Origin of the sequence: Aquabacterium sp. (assembly GCF_036279655.1) — a bacterium.
Taxonomy (GTDB): domain Bacteria; phylum Pseudomonadota; class Gammaproteobacteria; order Burkholderiales; family Burkholderiaceae_C; genus Aquabacterium.
In genome coordinates this window covers 45,062-66,774 of record NZ_DASUIT010000156.1, presented here as the reverse complement: position 1 = coordinate 66,774, position 21,713 = coordinate 45,062, and the positions used below count along the sequence as shown (strand labels likewise).

The following is a 21,713-nucleotide window of genomic DNA, read 5'->3' as shown; positions in this document are numbered from 1 at the left end:
CAACGTCTCAGCCACGGCAGCTCGGTGCTCAGGCCGGCTCTTTGGGGTCCAGCAAGGCCTCGAGCTGCGAGATCTGATCGCGCAGCAGCAGACGCCGCTTCTTGAGTCGCCTCAGGGTCAACTCGTCAACAGCGGTCTGGTCTCCAGCCCGATCGATCAAGTTGTCCAGATCGGCATGCTCGATGCGCAACTCGATCAAACGGCGCTGGGGAGAATGCAGGTTTTCTTGCATTGTGAGATGTAGGCGTTCACCGGGCGACAGGATACGTCGCGATATAAAAAGGGACACGCCTGAGGGAATCAATTCCTGGGGCTGAATCCGCATTATAGTTTTCGCCATGAGCACCCATGCCCCCAGCTATCGTCTTGTTGCAGCCACTGGCCTGCACCGGGGCGATCGCCTGTACCAACAAGATCAGGTGGAAATTCTTCCGCACCCCCGCGTGTCCGGCTGCCTGCTGGCCGTGGTGGCCGATGGCATGGGCGGCAAGAGCGGTGGCCGCAAGGCGGCCGATCAGGTCATCCTCACGGCCCGGCAGATTTTCGATCGCTATGTGCCGGCCAAGGACGACCCCGAAGTGGCCCTGCAGCAGTTGCTCAGTGAAGCCCATCTGATGATCAAGCTGACCGCGATCGCCTTCGAGGAAGAACCGCACAGCACCCTGGCCGCCTTCCTGATCAACCCCGATCGCTCTGCGGCCGTGGTGCATGCGGGCGACTCCCGCGTCTATCACTTCCGCCAGTCGGACATGCTGTTTCGCACGCAGGACCACTCCTTTGTGCAGCGCCTGATCAATGAGGGCCAGTTGACCGAAGAAGAGGCCAATGCGCACCCGCAATCGAATCTGCTGACCGGTTGCCTGGGCACGCAGCAAGATCCTCCCAACGCGGTCCACCACATCAATTCGCTGGAGCAAGGCGACTGCCTGCTGTCCTGCAGCGATGGTCTGTGGCACTACTTCACGCCGCGCGAAATCGGGGCCATTGTGCACACCCTGCCCCCGCGTGAGGCAGCAGAAATGTTGGTGAGCAAGGCCCGGCAGCGCGCCCGGGGAGGCGGAGACAACCTGTCCCTGGCCATTGTCCGAGTAGAAGCCGCCGCCAGCTGAGACTGGTGCCGCAAGGGCCTCAGGTCAGCGAGGTGTCAACCACGCGGCGCTCTTCACTGAGGTATTCCTTGGACTGCATCTCATTGAGACGCGAGACCGTGCGGGGGAACTCGTGCGACATCGGGCCTTCGGTGTAGAGCTGCTCAGGCGGCACATCCGCAGACATCACCAGCTTGCACTTGCGGTCGTAGAGCACATCGATCAGCCAGGTGAAGCGTCGCGCCTCCGAGGCCAGGCGCACGGGCATGTGCGGCACGCCGCTGAGCATCACGGTATGGAAACGCGAGGCCAGCTCCAGATAGTCGTTCTGTGAGCGGGGGCCACCACACAGCGTGGTGAAATCGAACCACACCACCCCACCTGCACGGCGCCGGGCCTTGAGCACACGGTGCTCGATGTTCAGCGTCGGGTCTTCTTCGGCGCTTTCCGCCAGTTTGTCGAAGATGGCCGTCATCTCCTGGTCGGTCTGCTCATTGAGTGGCGTCAGGTAGAGGTTGGCCAGCTCCAGCGTGCGGCGGCGGTAGTCTGTGCCGCTGTCGACGTTGATCACTTCCAGATGGTTCTTGAGCAGCTCGATGGCGGGCAGGATGCGATCGCGGTGCAGGCCATTGGGGTAGAGCTGATCCGGGTGGAAGTTGGAGGTGGTGACAATGCTGACGCGGTGACGGAACATCGCGTCCAGCAAGCGGTGCAGGATCATCGCGTCCGTCACATCGGCCACATGGAACTCGTCGAAGCAGATCAGACGGTGACGCCGAGACATGCGCTTGGCCAGCACTTCCAGGGGATCCTGCACCCCCTTGAGCTCATGCAACTGGCGATGCACCTCACGCATGAACTCGTGAAAGTGCAGGCGTGTCTTGCGCTCCACCGGAACCGCGTTGAAAAAGCAGTCCATGATGAAGCTCTTGCCCCGCCCCACCCCACCGTACATGTAGACGCCCTTGGGCAGGGGCGGATAGCGCAGCATCTTGGTCAGCGCATTGGAGCGCTGGCGCTTGTAGCCGGCCCACTCGTCCTGACAGCGCTGCAATGCGGCGATGCCCATGAGCTGAGCCTCATCCGCCTTGTAGCCGCGCTGGGCCAGGCTTTGCTGATAGAGCTCGGTGACGGACACTTTGTACGAGGGCATGGCAGACAATCAATCGGGTCGACAGGGCGCACCGGTCAAGAAAAAAGGGGCAGCACGGGCCACCCCTCACATCGAGACTGTGCGCAAACCTCAGAAGTTTAAGGTGCGCTTGTCCACCGCGAGCGCAGCCTCCTTGGTGGCCTCACTCAAACTGGGGTGGGCATGGCAGATGCGGGCGATGTCTTCGGCACTGGCCTTGAACTCCATGGCCACCACGGCCTCCGAGATCAATTCGCTGGCGAAGGGCCCGATGATGTGCACGCCCAGGATCTCGTCGGTGGCGGCATCGGCCAGGAATTTCACGAAACCGGTGGTGTCTCCCAGCGCGCGGGCACGCCCGTTCGCAATGAAGGGGAAGGAACCGGCCTTGTAGGGCCGGCCCTCCTCTTTCAGCGCCTGTTCGGTTTTGCCGACCCAGGCTATCTCCGGGCTGGTGTAGATCACCCAGGGAATCGTGTTGAAGTTGACGTGCCCGTGCTGACCGGCAATGCGCTCGGCCACGGCCACACCTTCTTCTTCAGCCTTGTGCGCCAGCATGGGCCCGCGCACCACATCGCCCACCGCCCACACCTGGGGCAGATTGGTCTTGCAGTCCGCGTCCACCACGATGGCGCCGCGTTCATCCAGTTGCAGGCCCACCGCCTCGACGTTCAGGCCCGTGGTGTTGGGCACCCGGCCGATCGAGATGATGAGCTTGTCGCAATCGAGTTTCTGTTCGGCGCCAGTGGCGTCGGTGTAGGCCACCGACACGCCCTTCTTGGCGGCCTTGATGTCGCCGATCTTCACGCCCAGTTGCAGCTTGAGCCCCTGCTTGGTGAAGATCTTCTGGGCTTCCTTGGCCACCTGCTCGTCCACGGCGCCCAGGAAGGTTGGCAGGGCCTCCAGCACGGTGACTTCCGCGCCCAGGCGGCGCCAGACCGAGCCCATCTCCAGGCCGATCACGCCCGAACCGATCACACCCAGCTTCTTGGGCACCTCGGTGATGTTGAGGGCGCCGTCGTTGGACAGGATCTGCTTTTCGTCGAACGGCGTGCCAGGCAACTGGCGGGCACTGGAGCCCGTGGCCACGATGATGTGCTTGCCGGCCAGCGTGTCGGGCTTGTCACCGGTCACGGCGATCTCGTAGCCGCCGTCGACGGCCTTCACGAAGGAGCCGCGACCATGGAAGAAGCTGACCTTGTTCTTCTTGAACAGGTAGAGGATGCCGTCGTTGTTCTGCTTCACGACGGTGTTCTTGCGTCCCACCATCTTGGCCACGTCCATCTTCAGGCCGTCGACCGTGATGCCGTGATCCGCAAAGTGGTGTGCCGCCTGGTCGTAATGCTCGGACGACTGCAGCAAGGCCTTGGAGGGAATACAGCCGACATTGGTGCAGGTGCCGCCGGGTGCGGGGCCGCCCTTGTCGTTCTTCCACTCGTCGATGCAGGCGACCTTGAAACCCAGTTGGGCAGCGCGGATGGCAGCGATGTAGCCACCGGGGCCTCCGCCGATGACGATGACGTCGAATTGATTGGACATGGTGTGTTCAGCAGTGGTTGGGCCAGGGGTCATTCTTCAGGCACGAAGACCCACAGCAGGATGTAGAGCAGCAGGCCAGAGCCCCAGAACAGGAACAGCAAGGCAAACGCCAGACGCCAGACCCAGGACTCCACGTCCGTCATGCGCGACAGACCGCCGCAGACCCCACCGAGCCAGCGGTCGTCCTTGATGCGGCGCAGGCGGTTGACGGGCAGGTCGCCCCCGAGCGGGGCGGAGGTCGACATCTGTCCCGAAGGGCCTGCCTGAATGAGGCGTGCCTTGGCCTGAGCGAACTCGTCCGCGCTCAGAACGCCACGCTCATGCAGCGCGGCCAGGCGTTCGATCTCGTCGGCAAGGGACATGGTTCAGATCCTCCGGGAGGGGTTTGTTCTGACGTTTTTGCTGGTCCGAGCGGGCCCTCGTGAGGCCCGCCCAGCCGCAAAAAACTCAAACGATGGATCAGATGTCGAACAGCAGGCGCGCCGGATCTTCCAGCGCTTCCTTCATGGCGACCAGGCCCAGCACAGCCTCGCGGCCGTCGATGATGCGGTGGTCGTAGGACATGGCCAGGTAGTTGATCGGACGGATCACGATCTGACCGTTCTCGACGACCGGGCGGTCCTTGGTGGCATGCACCCCCAGGATGGCCGACTGAGGCGGGTTGATGATCGGGGTCGACAGCATCGAGCCGAAGGTGCCGCCGTTGGAGATCGAGAAGGTGCCGCCCGTCAGGTCGTCCAGACCCAACTTGCCGTCGCGCGCCTTGGTGCCGAACTCGGCGATCTTCTTTTCGATCTCGGAGAAGGTCATCTGGTCGGCATTGCGCAGCACCGGCACCACCAGGCCACGGGGCGAGCCCACAGCCACGCCGATGTCGAAGTAGCCGTGATAGACGATGTCATTGCCATCCACCGAGGCGTTGATCACGGGGTACTTCTTGAGCGCGTGCACCGCCGCCTTGACGAAGAAGCTCATGAAGCCCAGCTTGACGCCGTGCTCCTTCTCGAACTTCTCCTGGAACTTCTTGCGCATCTCCATCACCGGGGCCATGTTCACTTCATTGAACGTGGTCAGGATGGCATTGGTGGCCTGCGACTGCAGCAGACGCTCGGCCACACGGGCACGCAGGCGGCTCATGGGCACGCGCTGCTCGGGGCGGTCGGCCAGGTTGGGCTGCCCCATCGGTGCTTGCACCGCCGGCAGCGCCGTGGTGGGCACGCCCGTGGGGATGGCAGGGGCCGCAGGTGCAGCAGCCACAGCCGCCGCAGGCTTGGCGCCCGATGCCACGGCAGCGAGCACATCGCCCTTGGTGACGCGACCGTCCTTGCCGGAGCCTGCCACTTGTGCGGTGCTCAGGCCGTTGTCGGCCAGCAGCTTGGCTGCGGCCGGCATGGCCACATCGCCTTTGCTGCCACCCGTGGCTGCAGCGGGCGCGGCAGCAGGTGCAGGGGTCGGTGTGGCGATGGCCTTGACTTCCAGCGGACTGACCGCAGCGGAGCCTTCGGTGTCGATGCGGGCGATGACTTCATCACTGCCGACGGTATCGCCATCGTTCTTGACGAGCTGGGCCAGCACGCCTGCAGCCGGTGCGGGCACTTCGAGCACGACCTTGTCGGTCTCGATCTCGATCAGGATTTCATCGGCCGCGACGACTTCGCCGGGCTTTTTCTTCCACTGCAGCAGCGTGGCTTCGGCCACGGACTCGGACAGTTGGGGGACCTTGACTTCAACGATTGCCATGATGTTCTCCGTAAGGCGCGGCGCGCTCACCGACCGGGGGCAGCCACATCAGCTGCAACAACCCGGCGCCCGGCGGCACGCATCTCGCGCGCCGTGCATTACTTGGTGAGGACGAATCCCTTGAGCTTGGCGTAGGCCTGATCCAGCAGGGCCTTTTGCTGCTCCTGGTGCAGGTGCGCATAACCCACTGCCGGCGATGCGGACGCAGGACGCCCGGCATACCCCAGCTTCTGGCCATCGGCCATGTTCTCGTGGATGTAGTGCTGCACGAAGAACCAGGCGCCCTGGTTCTGAGGCTCGTCCTGACACCACACCAGATCGGTGAGGTTGGGATACTTCTTGATCTCGGTCGAGAACGCCTTGTGCGGGAAGGGATAGAGCTGCTCGACACGCACGATGACCGTGTCCAGCGCCTTTTTCTCGGCGCGCTTCTTGACCAGGTCGTAGTAAACCTTGCCCGAGCAGCAGATCATGCGCTTGACCTTGCTGTTGTCGATGCTCTCATCGACCTCGCCGATCACGGTGCGGAACTCGCCTCGCGTGAACTCGCTCAAAGGCGAGGTGGCGTCCTTGTTACGCAGCAGCGACTTGGGCGTCATGATGACCAAGGGCTTGCGGAACATGCGCACCATCTGACGACGCAGCACATGGAAGATCTGGCTGGCCGAGGTCGGCTGCACGATCTGCATGTTGTTGTCGGCCGCCAGTTGCATGAAGCGCTCCAGACGCGCCGAGCTGTGCTCCGGGCCCTGCCCTTCGTAGCCGTGCGGCAGCATCAGGGTCAGGCCATTGGCCCGACCCCACTTCACTTCACCAGAGGCAATGAACTGGTCGATCACCACCTGGGCGCCGTTGGCGAAGTCGCCAAACTGGGCTTCCCAGATGACCAGGCTGTTGGGGTCGGATCCGGCGTAGCCATACTCGAAGCCCAGCACAGCCTCTTCGGACAGGATGGAGTCGATGACCACGAACGGCGCCTGATTCTCTGCCACGTGTTGCAGGGGCACGTAGGTGCCGATGTCCCACTTCTCGCGGTTCTGATCGTGCAGCACGGCATGGCGGTGGGTGAAGGTGCCTCGACCACAGTCCTCGCCGGACAGGCGCACCGGGTAGCCCGACGCCACCAGGGAGGCAAAGGCCATGTGCTCGCCCATGCCCCAGTCGACATTGATCTCGCCACGGCCCATGGCGGCGCGGTCATCCACCACCTTCTGCACCAGCGGGTGGGGCTTGAAGTCCTGGGGAATGGTCGTGATGCGCTCGGCCAGACGGCGGAACTCGGCCAGCGGCAAGGCGGTGTCGGCGCTGTCGGTCCACTTCTTGCCCAGGTAAGGTGTCCAGTCGACCGCGTACTTGCTCTTGAAGTTGGTCAGCACCGGATCGACCGTGTGCTTGCCTGCTTCCATGGCGGCGCGATAGGCCTTGACCATGTCGTCCGGACCCGTGGCTGGCAAAGTGCCGCCACCCACCAGTCGGTCTGCATAGACCTTGCGCGTGCCGGGGTGCTGGCCGATCTTCTTGTACATCAGCGGCTGGGTCATGGCAGGCGTGTCCTGCTCGTTGTGGCCCAGCTTGCGGAAGCAGACGATGTCCACGACCACATCCTTGCTGAACTGCTGACGGTAATCCAGGGCCAGTTGCGTGCACAGCACCACGGCCTCGGGATCATCGCCGTTGACGTGCAGAACAGGGGCTTCGATCATCTTGACCACGTCCGAGCAGTACAGCGTGGAGCGGCTGTCGCGCGGGTCGGACGTGGTGAAGCCGATCTGGTTGTTGATGACGATGTGGACCGTGCCGCCCGTGTAGTAACCACGGGTCTGGGCCAGGGCCAGCGTTTCCATCACGACGCCCTGGCCGGCGAAAGCAGCGTCACCGTGCACCTGCACGGGCAGCACTTGCGAGCCCTTGACGTCACCGCGGCGGTCCATGCGGGCCTTGACCGAGCCTTCGATCACCGGGTTGACGATTTCCAGGTGCGAAGGGTTGAAGGACAAGGACAGGTGGACCGGCCCGCCGGCCGTGCTCACATCGCTGGAGAAGCCCTGGTGGTACTTCACGTCACCCGACGGCAGATGCTCGGGAGCCGTGTGTTCGAACTCGGAGAACAGGTCTGCAGGTTGCTTGCCCAGGGTGTTGACCAGCACGTTCAGGCGGCCACGGTGGGCCATGCCGATGATGATCTCCTGCACGCCCGACTCACCACCGCGCTGGATCAGCTCGTCCATGGAGGCGATGAAGCTCTCGCCGCCCTCCAGGGAGAAGCGCTTTTGCCCCACATACTTGGTGTGCAGAAAACGCTCCAGGCCTTCTGCGGCCGTCAGGCGCTCCAGAATGTGCTTTTTCTTCTCGGCACTGAAGGTGGGCTTGGAGCGGATGCTTTCGAGCTTTTCCTGCCACCAGCGCTTTTCACCGGGATCGGTGATGTGCATGAACTCGGCACCGATGCTGCCGCAGTAGGTCTCACGCAGGGCCTGCACGATCTCGCGCAAGGTCATGTGCTCGGCCTTGGTGAAATACGTGTTGGTGGCGCTGAACGTGATGTCCATGTCCGACTCGGTCAGGTCGTAGAAGGACGGTTCGAGTTCGGGGATGCGGGGGCGCTCTTGCCGCTTGAGCGGATCGAGGTCTGCCCAGCGGGAGCCGAGGAAACGATAAGCAGCGATGAGGGACTGAACGTGCACCTGCTTGCGGGCCACGGCCAGATCAGCAGAGCTGGTCTTGACCATGAAGGCATTGGCCTTGGCTCGCTGCGCGAAGGATTCGACCACGGGGGCATGCGCCACATCGCGATGATCGCTGCCGTCGACGGCGGGGACGTTCTGGAGGGCGTCGAAGTAGGAGCGCCAGTTGTCTGGCACGGATCCGGGGTTGTCGAGATAGGCCTCGTACAACTCTTCGACATAAGGGGCATTGCCCCCGAACAGGTACGAGTTCGACCTGAACTGCTGCATCATTTCGCTCACCTCGCTCCCGGGTCTGCCGGGACATTGGCTGGTTGAAAACCTTCCGCGACACGGCTTGACCGGTTGGCGGATTGCGACCCGCCTTGCTGACTGCTTGAAAGCAAAATCCAACAAGGGCGACGGGAAGGGCCGTTGAAAACCACAGCCACTGTACCACTCCCGACACCTTTCGTCTCGCTGTGTCAGCGAATTTCTTGAAAAAGCACCCAGAGATTGAAACGGGATGGGCGATGTCTCAGTCCACGAAAAAGCCGGGCAGTGCCCGGCTTGATCAGGGTGTGCCCGACTCGAGCACAGGGGGCTGAGGTGGATCAGCCGAAGTTCTTGGCGGCGAAGTCCCAGTTCACCAGCGAGTTCAGGAAGGTTTCCACGAACTTGGGACGGGCATTGCGGTAGTCGATGTAGTAGGCATGCTCCCACACGTCGATGGTCAGCAGCGCGGTGTCACCGGTGGTCAGCGGGGTGCCGGCGGGACCCATGTTGACGATGTCGACCGAGCCGTCGGCCTTCTTGACCAGCCAGGTCCAGCCCGAGCCGAAGTTGCCCACGGCGGACTTGGTGAAGGCCTCCTTGAAGGCGGCGTAGCTGCCGAACTTGGCGTTGATGGCTGCAGCCAGGGCGCCGGTCGGCTCACCACCACCCTGGGGCTTCATGCAGCTCCAGAAGAAGGTGTGGTTCCAGATCTGGGCCGCGTTGTTGTAGATGCCGCCGCTGGACTTCTTGACGATGTCTTCCAGGGACAGGCTCTCGAACTCGGTGCCGGGGATCAGGTTGTTCAGGTTGGTGACGTAGGCCTGATGGTGCTTGCCGTAGTGGTACTCGAAAGTCTCGGCGCTCAGGTGAGGCGCCAGAGCATCTTGGGCGTACGGCAGGGGGGGAAGCGTGTGTGCCATGGTTCGTGTGTCCTGTGGTGTGTGAAAGGGTTCGGCGCCGATTGTAGGCAAGCGTGGCGGAGTCGATCGAAGTGAAGGGGCATTCAGTCCTGGGACTCGATGCCATCGACCTCGACCTGCAGGCGGCCATCGGCGAGCTGGATGCCCAGCTTTTGTCCTGTCTGGGCTTGCGAGGCGCGGGTCAGCGGTGCGCCATCGGCCTGGCTGACCCAGGCATAACCGCGCTCGAGCACGCGCTGCGGGTTGAGTGCTTCCAGGCGCTGCCCCAAGTGGGCCTGCTGCTGGCGTGCCCAGGCCAGGCGCTGTGCCAGCGCGCGGTCCAGCCGAGGCGACCAGGGTGCCAGGCTGTGTCGCATGGACACCACGCGCTCACGCAAGCTGGCATGGAGCCGTGCCTCCAGCGACCCCATGCGCTGGCGATGGACATGCAGCACCTGCCCTGGGCGTGACAGGCGCATGCCCAGTTGGTCCAGCCTCTGCGCATGCTGGTCCAGACGTTGTCGCAAACGCCAGCGCAGGGTCGCGGCCCAGGTGTCGAGATCGACCAGGGCTTCGTCGCGAGACTGCGCTACCAGCTCCGCCGCCGCCGTGGGGGTGGGCGCGCGCAGATCGGCCGCCAGGTCGGCCAGGGTGACATCGGTTTCATGCCCCACACCGCAGACCACGGGCACGGGGCAGGCCACCACGGCACGCACCACGCGCTCGTCGTTGAAGGCCCAGAGGTCTTCCAGCGAGCCACCGCCCCGACACAGGATCACGGCGTCCAGGCCCTGCCCTTGGACCTGCCCCTGCCGATGAAGCCATGCCGCACCGGCGAGGGCATCCACAATCTGGGGCGGCGCCTCGGCGCCCTGCACCGCGCAGGGCACGATCAGCACCTCGACATGGGGTGCTCGGCGTCGGAGGGCGGTCACCACGTCACGCAGCGCCGCTGCAGCCAGGGACGTGACCACCGCCACACGACGCGGAAAGGCCGGGATCTCGCGTTTGCGGCCCTCATCGAACAGGCCGGCGGCTTCCAGGCGTGCTTTCAGGCGCAGGAACTGCTCGTACAAGGCGCCGGCACCGGCGCGCTGCAGCCCGTCGACCACCAGTTGCAACTCGCCTCGGGCCTCGTAGACCGACAGCTGCCCGCGCGCCTCGACCAGCTGCCCCTCGCTGACGGGGAAGTCCACCTGCGAGAGCGCCCGGCGGAACATGGCGCAGCGCAGGCTGCCTTGCCCCAGTTCGTCCTTGAGCGTGAAGTAGCCATGTCCACTGGCCGCACGAGTGAAGCCGCTGATCTCCCCCCGCACCACCACCATGCCGTAGCGGGCGGACAAGGTGTCGCCCACCGCCTGCACCAGGGCCGAGACCCCCCAGACGCGACTGGCAGTACTCATGAACCCCTCCTGAGCGTCGATTCAAACACCTCTGATCCGGCGCCAGGCCGCATCGTTGCTGGCTTGTTGTGTCCACAAGCGCGCAGACACAGGGGCGCCAGGAGGATCCCTCTGCTGCAAAGCCTTGATGTCGTCATAAGTTATTGATTTTATTGAATAAAAAACTGCTCAAAAATTAGGCAATCTAGGAAATGGCCCGTTTTTTCGGGGGGCGGCATCGTCGTCCACCAGGTTTCCCACAAAGTTATCCACAGGAACGGTGGATGACTCATCGGTCACAGCCTGGCCATGTCCGGTGATCTCACCGAGAGAAAACCCTAGGTTCATGCTGCGGTGCGTCGAGACCCGGGTGGAGCTGGTTTCGACGTGATAATGCCGTGTTCCGGACGGCGTGCCCATCGCACTGACCGCTCGGCAAGCCCCTTCGATTTCGCCCTTGCTCAGACCCCCGGGAGAGACTGTTGCTGTCGATCTTACAAGCCGCTGGTTGGCCCATTATTCCTTTGCTGGTGTGCTCGGTGATCGCACTGGCCCTGATCATCGAGCGGGCCCTGAGCCTGCGCGCTGCGCGGGTGGCACCGCCCCGACTGGTCGATGAGGTCGTGTCGGTGATGCGCACGTCCATGCCCTCGCAGGACACCATCGCCAAGCTGGCCGACAACTCCACCCTGGGCATGGTGCTGGCCCATGGACTGCAGGCCGCCACCGAAGCCCGCTCCAGCGAGCAGCATCTGCGCGGTGCCCTGGAGTCGGCGGGGCGTCAGGCCGTGTTCGTGCTGGAGCGCAATCTCAACGCCCTGGGCACCATCGCCACGGCAGCGCCGCTGCTGGGCTTGCTGGGCACCGTGATCGGCATGATCGAGATCTTCGGCGCCTCGGGGGCCTCGGGTTCCGGCAGCGCGGGCGCCAGCCCGCAGGATCTGGCCCACGGCATCTCTGTGGCGCTCTACAACACTGCTTTCGGTCTGATGGTAGCCATCCCTTCCCTGGTGGCGCACCGCCATTTCCGCAGCCGGGTCGACGCCTTCATCCTGCAGATGGAGCAGGCCGCTGACCGCATCGTGCCGCACCTGCTGCGCCTGACCAACAACCGGCGTTGAGCCGCCAGGATGCGCCCATGCCGATGAATTTTCGCCACCGCCGCAGCGAAGAGCCCGAGATCAACCTCATCCCCTTCATCGATGTGCTGCTGGTGATCCTGATCTTCGTGATGCTGACCACCAGTTACTCGAAGTTCACCGAACTCAAGATCAACCTGCCCAAGGCCAACGCGCAAGCCGCCAAGGCCCGACCCAAAGAGCTGGTGGTGCTGGTCACCTCCGACGGGCGCTACATGCTCAACCAGCAGATGGTCGATGGCCGCAGCGTGGAGTTGCTGGCGGCGGCCCTGTCGCGCCAGGCCGGTGCGGCCAAGGACTCGGTGGTGGTGGTCAGCGCAGACGCTGCGGCCACGCATCAGAGCGTGATCAATGTGATGGACGCCGCGCGCCGTGTCGGCCTGTCGCAGTTGACCTTTGCCACGCAAGGACAACAGCAGGGCGATGCCGGAGCAGAGGCCAGCGACGGTGGTCCCGCTCAAAGCGCGCCCGCTGGCGATGCGGCCACCCAGCCTTGACCCACGCCTCGCCAGACCGCCATGCCCTCCTCTCGTGCGGCTGACTGGCTGACCCGGCAGTGGCGCCACATCGGCGTGGCGGCGGTGCTACTGTGGCCCCTGCATCTTCTGATGCTCGCCCTGGCCTGGGCCCGGCGTCTGGGGTTTCAGCGAGGGTGCCTGACCTCCCAGGCTGTGCCGGTGCCTGTCGTGGTGGTCGGCAACCGTGTGGTCGGCGGTGCAGGCAAGACCCCCACGGTGCTGGCGCTGATCGAGCATCTGCGCCAGCAAGGCTGGACACCCGGCGTTCTGTCGCGGGGCTATGGCCGCCAGCAGCCCCCTGATGGCCAGCGCGACAAGGCCGCAGCCTTGATTCTTGACGAACATCACCAGTCGGCCCTGAGCGCCCGGGACGTCGGTGACGAGCCCTGGTTGATCTGGCGCCGCACCCGGGCACCCATGGCCGTGGCCTCTCGTCGCGCAGTGGCCGGACGCGCCCTTGTGGCAGCGCACCCGGAGATCGACATCCTGGTCTGTGATGATGGCCTGCAGCACCTCGCACTGGCACGGCAGATCGAGATCGTCGTCTTTGACGAGCGCGGTGCTGGCAATGGCCTGCTCTTGCCGGCAGGCCCCTTGCGAGAGCCCATCAACACCGCCCCCGGCCCTGGCTGCACTGAGCCGGCACTGGTGCTCTACAACGCGGATCGCCCCAGCACCGCCCTGGCCGGTCATGTCGCCCACAAGCTGCTGCTGCCGCCACGGCCGCTGTCCCTCTGGTGGTCAGAGGACCGCCCCGCTCCGGAATCCGCCGCCCCAGACATCCGTGCGCTGCGCGCGGCATCGGCCCAAGACTGCTGGGCCCTGGCCGGCATCGCACAGCCGGAGCGCTTTTTCCAGCCTTTGCGGGCCATGGGTCTGAGCTTCACCCCCTGCCCCCTGCCCGACCATGATGCGCTGGACCCCCTCCCCTGGCCTGAGGGCTTGCGCCATGTCATCATGACCGAGAAGGATGCGGTCAAACTCTCGCCGGACCGGCTGGCTCGGCAGCGCCCGGGCACACAGGTGTGGGTCGCCCCGCTGGCGTTCACCCCTGTCCCAGGTTTCTGGCAGGATCTCGATGCGCGGCTGGCACCGCTGCGCCCTCACACTCATCACCCCAAAGATACCCCCACCCCATGGACACCCGATTGATCGAACTTCTGGTCTGCCCCATCTGCAAAGGCCCGCTGCACCGCAGCGATGAGGGTCATGCCCTGGTGTGCAAGGCCGACAAGCTGGCCTTCCCGATCCGTGACGGCATCCCCATCATGCTGGAGAGCGAGGCCTTGCCCCTGGAGCCCACCGAGCCGCCGCCTTCCCCGCTCGCCGCGGTCTGACCTCAGGGGACATGCGCATGCGCTTTTCCGTGCTGATTCCGGCGCGACTGGCCTCCAGTCGCCTGCCCAACAAGCCACTGGCCGACATCGGCGGGCGTCCCATGATCGTTCGTGTGGCCCGTCAGGCGGCGCTCAGCCAGGCCACACAAGTGGTCGTTGCCGCAGACGATGCCGCCATCGTGCAAGCCTGCGAGGCGCATGGCGTGCAGGCCGTGCTGACACGATCGGACCACGCCACCGGCTCGGATCGTCTGGCCGAAGCCTGCGAACTGCTGGGCCTGGACGGCGATGACCTGGTCGTCAATGTGCAGGGCGACGAGCCGCTGATCGATCCGGTATTGATCGACGAATGCGCCGCCATGCTGGCCCATCATCAGGACTGCGTCATGAGCACCGCAGCCCATTCGATCGAATCCCCCGATGATCTGGCCAACCCCAATGTGGTGAAAGTGGTTCTCGACGCCCGTCAGCGGGCGATGTACTTCTCGCGCGCGCCCATCCCGTGGTGGCGTGATGCGCCACAGCGAGGGGCTCTGCATCCGGACGCCTCGCCCTTGAGGCACATCGGCCTGTATGGCTACCGCGCATCGTTCTTGCGTGCCTTCCCGTCGCTGGCGGCCAGTCCACTGGAAGCCATCGAATCGCTGGAGCAACTGCGTGTGCTGTGGCATGGCCACCGCATTGCCGTGCACATCAGCCCCGAGGCCCCTGGCGTCGGGGTGGATACACCGGAGGATCTGGCGCGGGTGCGTGCACTGTTTGGCGCCTGATGCACCAAGCCGGGGCAACCCTGGTCAGTTGGCTGGACGCGCGTGCTATCCTCACGCGCTTGTTGATGGATGGCACGGCGCCTGCAGGCCCGCCCGAATCCATCGGATACCGAGGAACCACATGAAATTGATCCTGTTGGGCGCACCCGGCGCCGGTAAGGGCACACAAGCCGCCTTCCTGTGTCAGAAGTACGGCATCCCCCAGATTTCCACCGGCGACATGCTGCGCGCCGCCATCAAGGCCGGCACCGAAATGGGCCTGGCTGCCAAGAAGGTGATGGACGCTGGCGCCCTGGTCAGCGATGACATCATCATCGGTCTGGTCAAGGAGCGCATCGCCCAGCCCGATTGCGCCAATGGTTTTCTGTTCGACGGTTTTCCCCGCACCATCCCTCAGGCCGATGCCATGAAGGCTGCCGGCGTCAAGATCGACGTCGTGCTGGAAATCGACGTGCCCGATTCGTCCATCATCGAGCGCATGAGCGGTCGTCGCGTGCACGTGGCCTCGGGCCGCACCTACCACGTCAAGTTCAACCCCCCCAAGGTGGAAGGCAAGGACGACGTCACGGGTGAGGATCTGATCCAGCGCGATGACGACCAGGAAGACACCGTGCGCAAGCGCCTGGAGGTCTACCACCAGCAGACCCGCCCCCTGGTGGACTACTACAGCCAGTGGGCCGCCACCGGCGACGCAGCCGCCCCGGCCTGCCGCAAGATCAGCGGCCTGGGCACCGTGGACGAAATCACCACCCGCGCTCTGCAGGCCCTGGGCCAGTAAGCGCGGACGTCGGCCCATGCCGACCCTGGCCAGGCAGCCCCGCAGCGACGGGGCTGTTTTCTTTTGTATTCTCTGAGCCGTGATCCCTTCGTCGTTCATTCAGGACCTGCTGGCGCGCACCGACGTGGTTGACATCGTCGGTCGCCATGTCACGCTCAAAAAGGCCGGAATCAACTACAAGGGTCTGTGTCCCTTTCACGGCGAAAAATCTCCCAGCTTCGTCGTCAGCCCGAGCCGGCAGACCTATCACTGCTTCGGCTGCGGGGTGCACGGCAATGCGCTGGGCTTCCTGATGGAGCACGCCGGCCTGGGCTTTGTCGAGGCGGTGAAGGATCTGGCCCAGATCCAGGGCATGCAGGTACCCGAAGACGATGCCCGCCCGGAAGACCGGGAAAAGGCCAAGGCGCAGCGCGAGAAGCAGCAATCCATCACCGATGTGCTGGGCAAAGCCACCCAGCACTGGCGTGGCCAGCTCAAGCACAGCCCTCGGGCGGTCAACTACCTCAAGGGGCGCGGACTGAGCGGCGAGATCGCGGCACGTTTTGCGCTGGGCTATGCCCCCGAGGGCTGGAAGGGCCTGGCCAGCGTCTTCCCAAAATACGACGACCCCTTGCTGGTCGAAGCCGGACTGGTGATCGTGCCCGACGACACCCCGGCGGGCAACGAGGCCGAAGCCCGGCGCTACGACCGCTTCCGCGACCGCATCATGTTCCCCATCCGCTCGGTCCAGGGAGAGGTCATCGGCTTTGGCGGCCGGGTGCTGGACAAGGGTGAGCCCAAGTACCTCAACTCGCCCGAGACGCCGGTCTTCATCAAGGGGCGCGAGCTCTACGGCTTGTATGAAGCCCGCACCGCCCTGCGCAACAAGGGCTATGTGATCGTGACCGAGGGCTATATGGACGTCGTGGCCCTGGCGCAATGGGGCTATGCCAACGCCGTGGCCACCTTGGGCACCGCCTGTACAGCGGACCATGTGCACAAGCTGTTCCGCTTCACGGAACAGGTGGTCTTCAGCTTCGACGGCGATGCCGCCGGTCGCCGTGCTGCCGGTCGCGCGCTGGAAGCCTCGCTGCCCCATGCCACCGACACGCGTCGCATCACCTTTCTGTTCCTGCCAGCCGAGCACGATCCGGACAGCTACATCCGCGAGTTTGGCGCCGAGGCCTTTGAAGCCTGCGTCAAGCAGGCCGTGCCCCTGTCAAGGCAGTTGATCCTGCACGCCGCCCATGACTGCGATCTGGAAACTGCCGAAGGCCGCGTCAAGCTGCTGGCGCAGGCGCTCCCCCTGCTGGCGCAGATGCCCGATGGCGCCCTGCGCGATCAGATCGCCGAGGATCTGGCCCAGCAGGCTCGCGCGTCGGTGGACGATGTGCGCCGACGGCTGTCCCAGTGGGGGCAGGATGGTGGCGGACGGGGGGCGCGCCGCACTGGCAGTGCCGGCCATGGCGGTGGGCACGATCACCCTGACGGCGGGCCGCCCGACCTGGATGACGCCAATCAGGCTGCCTATGACAGCTATGCAGCGGCCGACTACGGACACGGCGACAGCCCAGGCCAGTCTGGCGGCGGCTGGCAAGGCGGCGGGGGACGCGGGCCGCGTCGTGATGGCCAAGGTGCCTGGCAAGGCAAAGGGCGCTCTGACTGGGGCGGTGGCAAGGGCCGCTGGCGACGTGATGGGGGTGGCTGGGACCGCCAGGCTCGCCCGCCCCAACGCCCCCTACCCCAGGCCGCACGCCCTCTGGAGCGCGCCGCTTGGCTGCTGCTGCACCGCAGTGACTTATGGGAGCAATTGCCCCCCGAGATCCATGATCTGCTGTGCGAGCAACCCATGCCCCTGGGCGCCTTCTTCAGTTGGCTCGATCGTTTGATCACCGACCAGGGCCCCCTGGCCGCACCGGCTTTGCTGGCCCAGTTGAGCGGCCAAGCCACCGAGGGCAGCGACGAGCACGCCATCGCGCCCTGGGCAGGCGCCGAAGGGGGGCGCGATGAAGCCCTCAGCGCACTGGCGCAACGATTGACCCATTTCCACGACGTGGTGGCCGACACCTTGTCCGTGGACGATCTGGTGGCCCTGATTCGTCCACTGCAGCTGCAGGCGCTGCGGGACGAGCTGGAGCTGCTGCTGCAATCAGGCGAGCTGTCCGAGGCCGCAGAGGCCCGAAAGTTCGAACTGATCCGACTCACCAATGCCCTCAAGCTGGAAATCACGCGATTGCGCCCCATCTCGGGGTGATCGGGTGACATTCAGCGCTCTCCACCTTGGGCCATCGCGTCATTTTTTTGACGCTATGGCCCGCTTGAAGGATAATGGAGAGTTCTATAGAGAACTGCCACTTCTTTCGAAGGATCCGCATGACCGCGAAGAAAACCGCGAAGACTGCTTTGGCCGATGCCGACGTGACTGAAACCAAAACGAAAAAGGCCAGCGCACCGCGTGGGGCCAAGGCGCAAGCCGCTGACACCGAGGCAACCACCGAGCCCAAGAAGCGCGGTCGCAAGCCCAAGGCCGCTGCCACGGCCACCGCGAAAGAAACCAAGAAGGCGTCTTTTGAAGAAGACGACATTGGTGACATCGAGGCCGATCTCGAAGGTGAGGTCGAGGCTGTCGAAGCTGAAGATTCCGGTGAGGACAAGCCCAAAGCCAAGCCTTTGCGCATGAAGGTCTCTCGCGCCAAGGAGCGCGCGCTGATGCGCGAGTTCGGCATCGACGAGACCGCCCTGTCCGAAGAAGAAGTCAACAAGCGCCGCCAGGAGCTCAAGACCCTGATCAAGATGGGCAAGACCCGTGGTTTCCTGACGCATCAGGAAATCAACGACCACTTGCCTGAAAAGCTCGTCGAGGCCGAAATCCTCGAGGCCATCATCTCCATGTTGAACGACATGGGTGTGGCGGTCTACGAGCAGGCTCCCGATGCCGCCACGCTGCTGATCTCCGGCAGCGCGCAGTCGACCGCCACCGAAGAAGAAGCCGAAGAAGCCGCGGAAGCCGCGCTGTCGACGGTGGATTCCGAGTTCGGCCGCACCACCGACCCCGTCCGCATGTACATGCGTGAAATGGGCTCGGTCGAGCTGCTGACCCGTGAGGGCGAAATCGAAATCGCCAAGCGCATCGAAGGCGGCCTGCAGGCCATGATGCTGGCCATCTCGGCCTCGCCCACCACCATCGCCGAGATCCTGTCCCTGGCAGACAAGATCCGTGCTGGTGAGATGACCATCTCCGAAGTGGTCGATGGTTTCGTCTCCGAGAGCGAAGCCGACGACTACGTGGCCGAAGAAGACTTCGACGAATTCGACGAAGAGGACGACGACGACGGCAACGGTGGCTCCAAGGCCCTGACCAAGAAGCTCGAAGAACTCAAGAACGTCGCGCTCGAGAAGTTCGACAACCTACGCACGCACTTCGAGAAGATGGCCAAGTCCTTCGAGAAGGACGGCTACAAGTCGGCCTCCTACAACAAGGCCCAGAGCGCCATCAGCGACGACCTGATGACCATCCGCTTCACGGTCAAGACCATTGAGCGCCTGTGCGATGTGCTGCGTTCGCAGGTGGATGACGTGCGTCGCTACGAGCGCGAACTGCGCAAGATCGTGGTCGACAAGTGCGGCATGCCTCAAGAGCAGTTCATCAAGACCTTCCCGCCCAATGTGCTCAACCGCGAGTGGGCCGTCAAGGAATCTCAGGCCGGCAAGAACTACAGCGCCGTCATGGGTCGCAGCCTGCCCGCCATCCAGGAGTTGCAGCAAAAGCTGATCGACCTGCAGGCCAAGGCCGTCGTGCCCATTGAAGATCTCAAGGAGATCAACAAGCGCATGAACGAGGGCGAAAAGGCCTCGCGCGACGCCAAGAAGGAGATGATCGAGGCCAACCTGCGTCTGGTCATCTCGATCGCCAAGAAGTACACCAACCGCGGTCTGCAGTTCCTGGATCTGATCCAGGAAGGCAACATCGGCCTGATGAAGGCGGTGGACAAGTTTGAATACCGCCGCGGCTACAAGTTCTCGACCTACGCGACCTGGTGGATCCGTCAGGCCATCACGCGCTCGATCGCCGATCAGGCCCGCACCATCCGCATCCCGGTTCACATGATCGAGACGATCAACAAGATGAACCGCATCTCGCGTCAGCACCTGCAGGAATTCGGTTTCGAACCCGATGCCCCCACGCTGGCCGCCAAGATGGAGATGCCCGAGGACAAGATCCGCAAGATCATGAAGATCGCCAAGGAGCCGATCTCGATGGAAACACCCATCGGGGACGACGACGACAGCCACCTGGGCGATTTCATCGAGGACACCAACAACACCGCTCCGATCGAGGCTGCCATGCAGGCCGGTCTGCGCGATGTCGTCAAGGACATCCTCGACAGCCTCACCCCCCGCGAAGCCAAGGTGCTGCGCATGCGTTTCGGCATTGAAATGTCCACGGACCACACGCTGGAAGAAGTCGGCAAGCAGTTCGACGTCACCCGCGAGCGCATCCGCCAGATCGAAGCCAAGGCCATCCGCAAGCTCAAGCACCCCAGCCGGTCGGACAAGCTGCGCACGTATCTGGACAATCTGTGAGGCCTGCTCGCCTCGCGCCTTGACCCCCAGCCCAGCCCTCGTGCTGGGCTTTTTCTTGCCCTCCGATCATGCACACCACCTGGTCCGACCTGCTCCGTCCCGGCGATGCCTCTGATTTTTTCAAGCGCCAGGCCATGCCTGCGTTTGACCCCGGCACAGCCGACTTTATCCCTGGCAATGCCTTGTGGCTGGCAGAACTCAGCCGCATCATCTATCGCCGCGACGTGCAGGAGCAGCGTGTCCCGCCCCATCCGCAGCGCAGCCGCTTTCTGGACGAAGTGGGGTTGAGAACCCTCGGCTTTTACGCCTGCGCACGGGTCGGCGCACAGGCCATGCTGGTTCAGTCTGATGTCCTGCCGACTTACGCCGCACTGGTTTTCAGGGGCACCGAACAGGACCCCAGAGACCTGATCACCGATCTGGACGTGGGCCTGGCCACCCTTTCGCGCCGATCCGTGGGCGTTCATCGCGGTTTCCAGCGCGCGCTGGACTCGATCTGGCCCAACATCGAGGCCCGCCTGCGCACCCTGACCTGTCCGGTGTTCTACACCGGGCACAGCCTGGGCGCCGCCATGGCCATCCTGGCCGCAGTCCGCCGCGCGCCTCGCGCCGTGTACGCCTTCGGCGCCCCCAGGGTCGGCAACGCGCTCTTTGCCGCACAGACCACAGACCTGACCATTCACCGCGTGGTGCACGGAGCAGACCTCGTCACGGCCCTGCCCCCGACGCTCCTGGGCTACCGCCATGTGGGAAGCCGTCACCTCCTGCCCGCCCAGACGATCCCTCAGGCGCCGCTTTCGCTCAGGTGGCGGCAGCCGCCCCGTCGGCTGGCAGACCATGCACCCATCCACTACGTCGACGCCCTGGACAAAAGCCCCTAAATCCAGGCATTTTTTCACGATGCATGGCCACGATTGACGACAAGATAGGCGCATGAGCACGAACAAGCACCGGGCCATCATGTTTGCCGACCTGCGAGGCAGTACGGCCCTGTACCTGCGCCTGGGCAACACCGAAGCCGCGACCGTCGTCACCCACAGCCTGACCATGCTCGGGCAGATCATCGCCCGCGGGGGCGGCACCGTGGTCAAGACCCTGGGTGACGGGCTGATGGCGGTCTTTGACGACCCCGAGCGTGCGGTGGAATCGGCCGCCGGCCTGCATGACTCGCTGGTGCGCATCGCCCCGATCCCCGACCCTCCGGCCAAAGCCCCAGCCCTCAAGCTCAAGGTGGCCCTGGCCTGGGGTGAAACCGTCGATGTCGATGGCGATGTCTTTGGCGATGCCGTGAATGTGGCGGCGCGCGTGCTGGATCTGGCCGGTGACAACGAGACCCTGGCCACCGGCCCTCTGGTCAACGAATTGCCCACCGATCAGCAGGAGCGCTTTCGCAGCCTGGATCGCATGCATCTGCGCGGTCGCGCCGAACCCGTGGCCGTGCTGCGCATGGAGAGCGTGCGCTTCGGCAACACCGTCTCCACCATGGAAATGACCTCGCCGGGCACCGAACTGCCCGATGGCATCCGCCTGCGCAGTGACAACCTGGAGCGCGTGTTCTCATCTTCGCAGATGCCGGTCGTCCTGGGGCGCAGCCCTCAGGCCTCCTTTTGCGTGGGCGACAGCCGTGTCTCGCGCTCGCATGCCCGCATCGAGGGGCACAGCGGACACTTCTACCTGGTCGATCTGAGCTACAACGGATCCTATGTGCAGTTCGAGCACGATGGTCAGGTGCTGGCCCTGCGCCGCAGCACCTGCACCCTGCACGGCAGCGGGGTCATCAGCCTGGGTTCGCCACCGCAGGACCCCCAATCCACCCGCATCCACTTCGAAGTGCTCAATTTCAGTGACACCATGCCTCAGTGGTGACCCCGACAGACCATTCGCCCGGG

General features: G+C 64.3%; 19 protein-coding genes. 11 read left to right on the top strand and 8 right to left on the bottom strand.

The features are described 5' to 3' along the window. Positions 1-28: 28 nt before the first annotated feature. Positions 29-232: a YdcH family protein gene (locus VFW84_RS16785; RefSeq protein WP_329681612.1), complete on the bottom strand. Its 204-nt coding sequence runs from the start codon at positions 230-232 to the stop codon at positions 29-31. Positions 233-338: 106 nt separating this feature from the next. On the opposite strand from VFW84_RS16785, the gene VFW84_RS16780 reads away from it, so the two are divergent. Next, positions 339-1,109 carry a PP2C family protein-serine/threonine phosphatase gene (locus VFW84_RS16780; protein ID WP_329681611.1) on the top strand — a complete coding sequence of 257 codons (771 nt, stop codon included), beginning with the start codon at positions 339-341 and terminating at the stop codon, positions 1,107-1,109. Between the two features lie 19 nt (positions 1,110-1,128). Here VFW84_RS16780 and zapE read toward each other — a convergent pair whose 3' ends face one another. The 7 genes from zapE to xseA form a co-directional block, all read right to left on the bottom strand. Further along, entirely contained in the window at positions 1,129-2,241 is a 1,113-nt protein-coding gene (gene zapE / locus VFW84_RS16775) for a cell division protein ZapE (protein ID WP_329681610.1), read from the bottom strand. Positions 2,242-2,331: 90 nt separating this feature from the next. After that, positions 2,332-3,759, bottom strand: a complete 1,428-nt coding sequence (gene lpdA / locus VFW84_RS16770) for a dihydrolipoyl dehydrogenase (protein WP_329681609.1) — start codon at positions 3,757-3,759, stop codon at positions 2,332-2,334. 29 nt (positions 3,760-3,788) lie between these two features. After that, complete coding sequence (locus VFW84_RS16765; protein ID WP_329681608.1) at positions 3,789-4,121, bottom strand: PspC domain-containing protein; 333 nt, start codon at positions 4,119-4,121, stop codon at positions 3,789-3,791. Between the two features lie 97 nt (positions 4,122-4,218). Beyond that, entirely contained in the window at positions 4,219-5,499 is a 1,281-nt protein-coding gene (gene odhB, locus VFW84_RS16760) for a 2-oxoglutarate dehydrogenase complex dihydrolipoyllysine-residue succinyltransferase (RefSeq protein ID WP_329681607.1), read from the bottom strand. Positions 5,500-5,597: 98 nt separating this feature from the next. After that, positions 5,598-8,456, bottom strand: a complete 2,859-nt coding sequence (locus VFW84_RS16755) for a 2-oxoglutarate dehydrogenase E1 component (RefSeq protein ID WP_329681618.1) — start codon at positions 8,454-8,456, stop codon at positions 5,598-5,600. 320 nt (positions 8,457-8,776) lie between these two features. Next, positions 8,777-9,358: a superoxide dismutase gene (locus VFW84_RS16750; protein ID WP_329681606.1), complete on the bottom strand. Its 582-nt coding sequence runs from the start codon at positions 9,356-9,358 to the stop codon at positions 8,777-8,779. Positions 9,359-9,441: 83 nt separating this feature from the next. Continuing rightward, the gene (gene xseA / locus VFW84_RS16745) at positions 9,442-10,740 is read right to left on the bottom strand and encodes an exodeoxyribonuclease VII large subunit (RefSeq protein ID WP_329681605.1); all 1,299 of its coding nucleotides are present in this window, start codon (positions 10,738-10,740) and stop codon (positions 9,442-9,444) included. Positions 10,741-11,201: 461 nt separating this feature from the next. Here xseA and VFW84_RS16740 point away from each other — a divergent pair, with 461 nt between their 5' ends. The 10 genes from VFW84_RS16740 to VFW84_RS16695 all read left to right on the top strand — a co-directional run bounded on the left by VFW84_RS16740 (position 11,202) and on the right by VFW84_RS16695 (position 21,690). Further along, a complete protein-coding gene (locus VFW84_RS16740) occupies positions 11,202-11,840 on the top strand; it encodes a MotA/TolQ/ExbB proton channel family protein (RefSeq protein ID WP_329681604.1) in 639 nt (212 codons plus the stop codon). 23 nt (positions 11,841-11,863) lie between these two features. Further along, a complete protein-coding gene (locus VFW84_RS16735; RefSeq protein WP_329681617.1) occupies positions 11,864-12,355 on the top strand; it encodes a biopolymer transporter ExbD in 492 nt (163 codons plus the stop codon). Positions 12,356-12,376: 21 nt separating this feature from the next. Continuing rightward, positions 12,377-13,528, top strand: coding sequence for a tetraacyldisaccharide 4'-kinase (gene lpxK, locus VFW84_RS16730; protein WP_329681603.1), 1,152 nt, complete (start codon positions 12,377-12,379; stop codon positions 13,526-13,528). After that, on the top strand, positions 13,513-13,713 hold the full coding sequence (locus VFW84_RS16725; RefSeq protein ID WP_329681602.1) for a Trm112 family protein: 201 nt from the start codon (positions 13,513-13,515) through the stop codon (positions 13,711-13,713). The genes lpxK and VFW84_RS16725 overlap by 16 nt, the downstream gene beginning before the upstream one ends. Before the next feature lie 17 nt (positions 13,714-13,730). Continuing rightward, a complete protein-coding gene (gene kdsB / locus VFW84_RS16720; RefSeq protein WP_329681616.1) occupies positions 13,731-14,483 on the top strand; it encodes a 3-deoxy-manno-octulosonate cytidylyltransferase in 753 nt (250 codons plus the stop codon). Between the two features lie 121 nt (positions 14,484-14,604). Next, positions 14,605-15,261, top strand: coding sequence for an adenylate kinase (gene adk / locus VFW84_RS16715; RefSeq protein WP_329681601.1), 657 nt, complete (start codon positions 14,605-14,607; stop codon positions 15,259-15,261). 79 nt (positions 15,262-15,340) lie between these two features. After that, entirely contained in the window at positions 15,341-17,494 is a 2,154-nt protein-coding gene (gene dnaG, locus VFW84_RS16710; protein ID WP_329681600.1) for a DNA primase, read from the top strand. Between the two features lie 119 nt (positions 17,495-17,613). Further along, a complete protein-coding gene (gene rpoD / locus VFW84_RS16705) occupies positions 17,614-19,824 on the top strand; it encodes an RNA polymerase sigma factor RpoD (protein WP_329681599.1) in 2,211 nt (736 codons plus the stop codon). A 68-nt stretch (positions 19,825-19,892) separates the two neighbouring features. Next, positions 19,893-20,705: a lipase family protein gene (locus tag VFW84_RS16700; protein ID WP_329681598.1), complete on the top strand. Its 813-nt coding sequence runs from the start codon at positions 19,893-19,895 to the stop codon at positions 20,703-20,705. A 52-nt stretch (positions 20,706-20,757) separates the two neighbouring features. Further along, positions 20,758-21,690 carry an adenylate/guanylate cyclase domain-containing protein gene (locus tag VFW84_RS16695; RefSeq protein WP_329681597.1) on the top strand — a complete coding sequence of 311 codons (933 nt, stop codon included), beginning with the start codon at positions 20,758-20,760 and terminating at the stop codon, positions 21,688-21,690. Positions 21,691-21,713 lie beyond the last annotated feature (23 nt).

Bases quoted from the DNA above. Each gene is read 5' to 3' on its own strand.
- VFW84_RS16785 (WP_329681612.1), bottom strand. From the start codon at position 232: ATGCAAGAAAACCTGCATTCTCCCCAGCGCCGTTTGATCGAGTTGCGC.
- VFW84_RS16780 (WP_329681611.1), top strand. From the start codon at position 339: ATGAGCACCCATGCCCCCAGCTATCGTCTTGTTGCAGCCACTGGCCTG.
- zapE (WP_329681610.1), bottom strand. From the start codon at position 2,241: ATGCCCTCGTACAAAGTGTCCGTCACCGAGCTCTATCAGCAAAGCCTG.
- lpdA (WP_329681609.1), bottom strand. From the start codon at position 3,759: ATGTCCAATCAATTCGACGTCATCGTCATCGGCGGAGGCCCCGGTGGC.
- VFW84_RS16765 (WP_329681608.1), bottom strand. From the start codon at position 4,121: ATGTCCCTTGCCGACGAGATCGAACGCCTGGCCGCGCTGCATGAGCGT.
- odhB (WP_329681607.1), bottom strand. From the start codon at position 5,499: ATGGCAATCGTTGAAGTCAAGGTCCCCCAACTGTCCGAGTCCGTGGCC.
- VFW84_RS16755 (WP_329681618.1), bottom strand. From the start codon at position 8,456: ATGATGCAGCAGTTCAGGTCGAACTCGTACCTGTTCGGGGGCAATGCC.
- VFW84_RS16750 (WP_329681606.1), bottom strand. From the start codon at position 9,358: ATGGCACACACGCTTCCCCCCCTGCCGTACGCCCAAGATGCTCTGGCG.
- xseA (WP_329681605.1), bottom strand. From the start codon at position 10,740: ATGAGTACTGCCAGTCGCGTCTGGGGGGTCTCGGCCCTGGTGCAGGCG.
- VFW84_RS16735 (WP_329681617.1), top strand. From the start codon at position 11,864: ATGAATTTTCGCCACCGCCGCAGCGAAGAGCCCGAGATCAACCTCATC.
- lpxK (WP_329681603.1), top strand. From the start codon at position 12,377: ATGCCCTCCTCTCGTGCGGCTGACTGGCTGACCCGGCAGTGGCGCCAC.
- VFW84_RS16725 (WP_329681602.1), top strand. From the start codon at position 13,513: ATGGACACCCGATTGATCGAACTTCTGGTCTGCCCCATCTGCAAAGGC.
- kdsB (WP_329681616.1), top strand. From the start codon at position 13,731: ATGCGCTTTTCCGTGCTGATTCCGGCGCGACTGGCCTCCAGTCGCCTG.
- adk (WP_329681601.1), top strand. From the start codon at position 14,605: ATGAAATTGATCCTGTTGGGCGCACCCGGCGCCGGTAAGGGCACACAA.
- rpoD (WP_329681599.1), top strand. From the start codon at position 17,614: ATGACCGCGAAGAAAACCGCGAAGACTGCTTTGGCCGATGCCGACGTG.
- VFW84_RS16700 (WP_329681598.1), top strand. From the start codon at position 19,893: ATGCACACCACCTGGTCCGACCTGCTCCGTCCCGGCGATGCCTCTGAT.
- VFW84_RS16695 (WP_329681597.1), top strand. From the start codon at position 20,758: ATGAGCACGAACAAGCACCGGGCCATCATGTTTGCCGACCTGCGAGGC.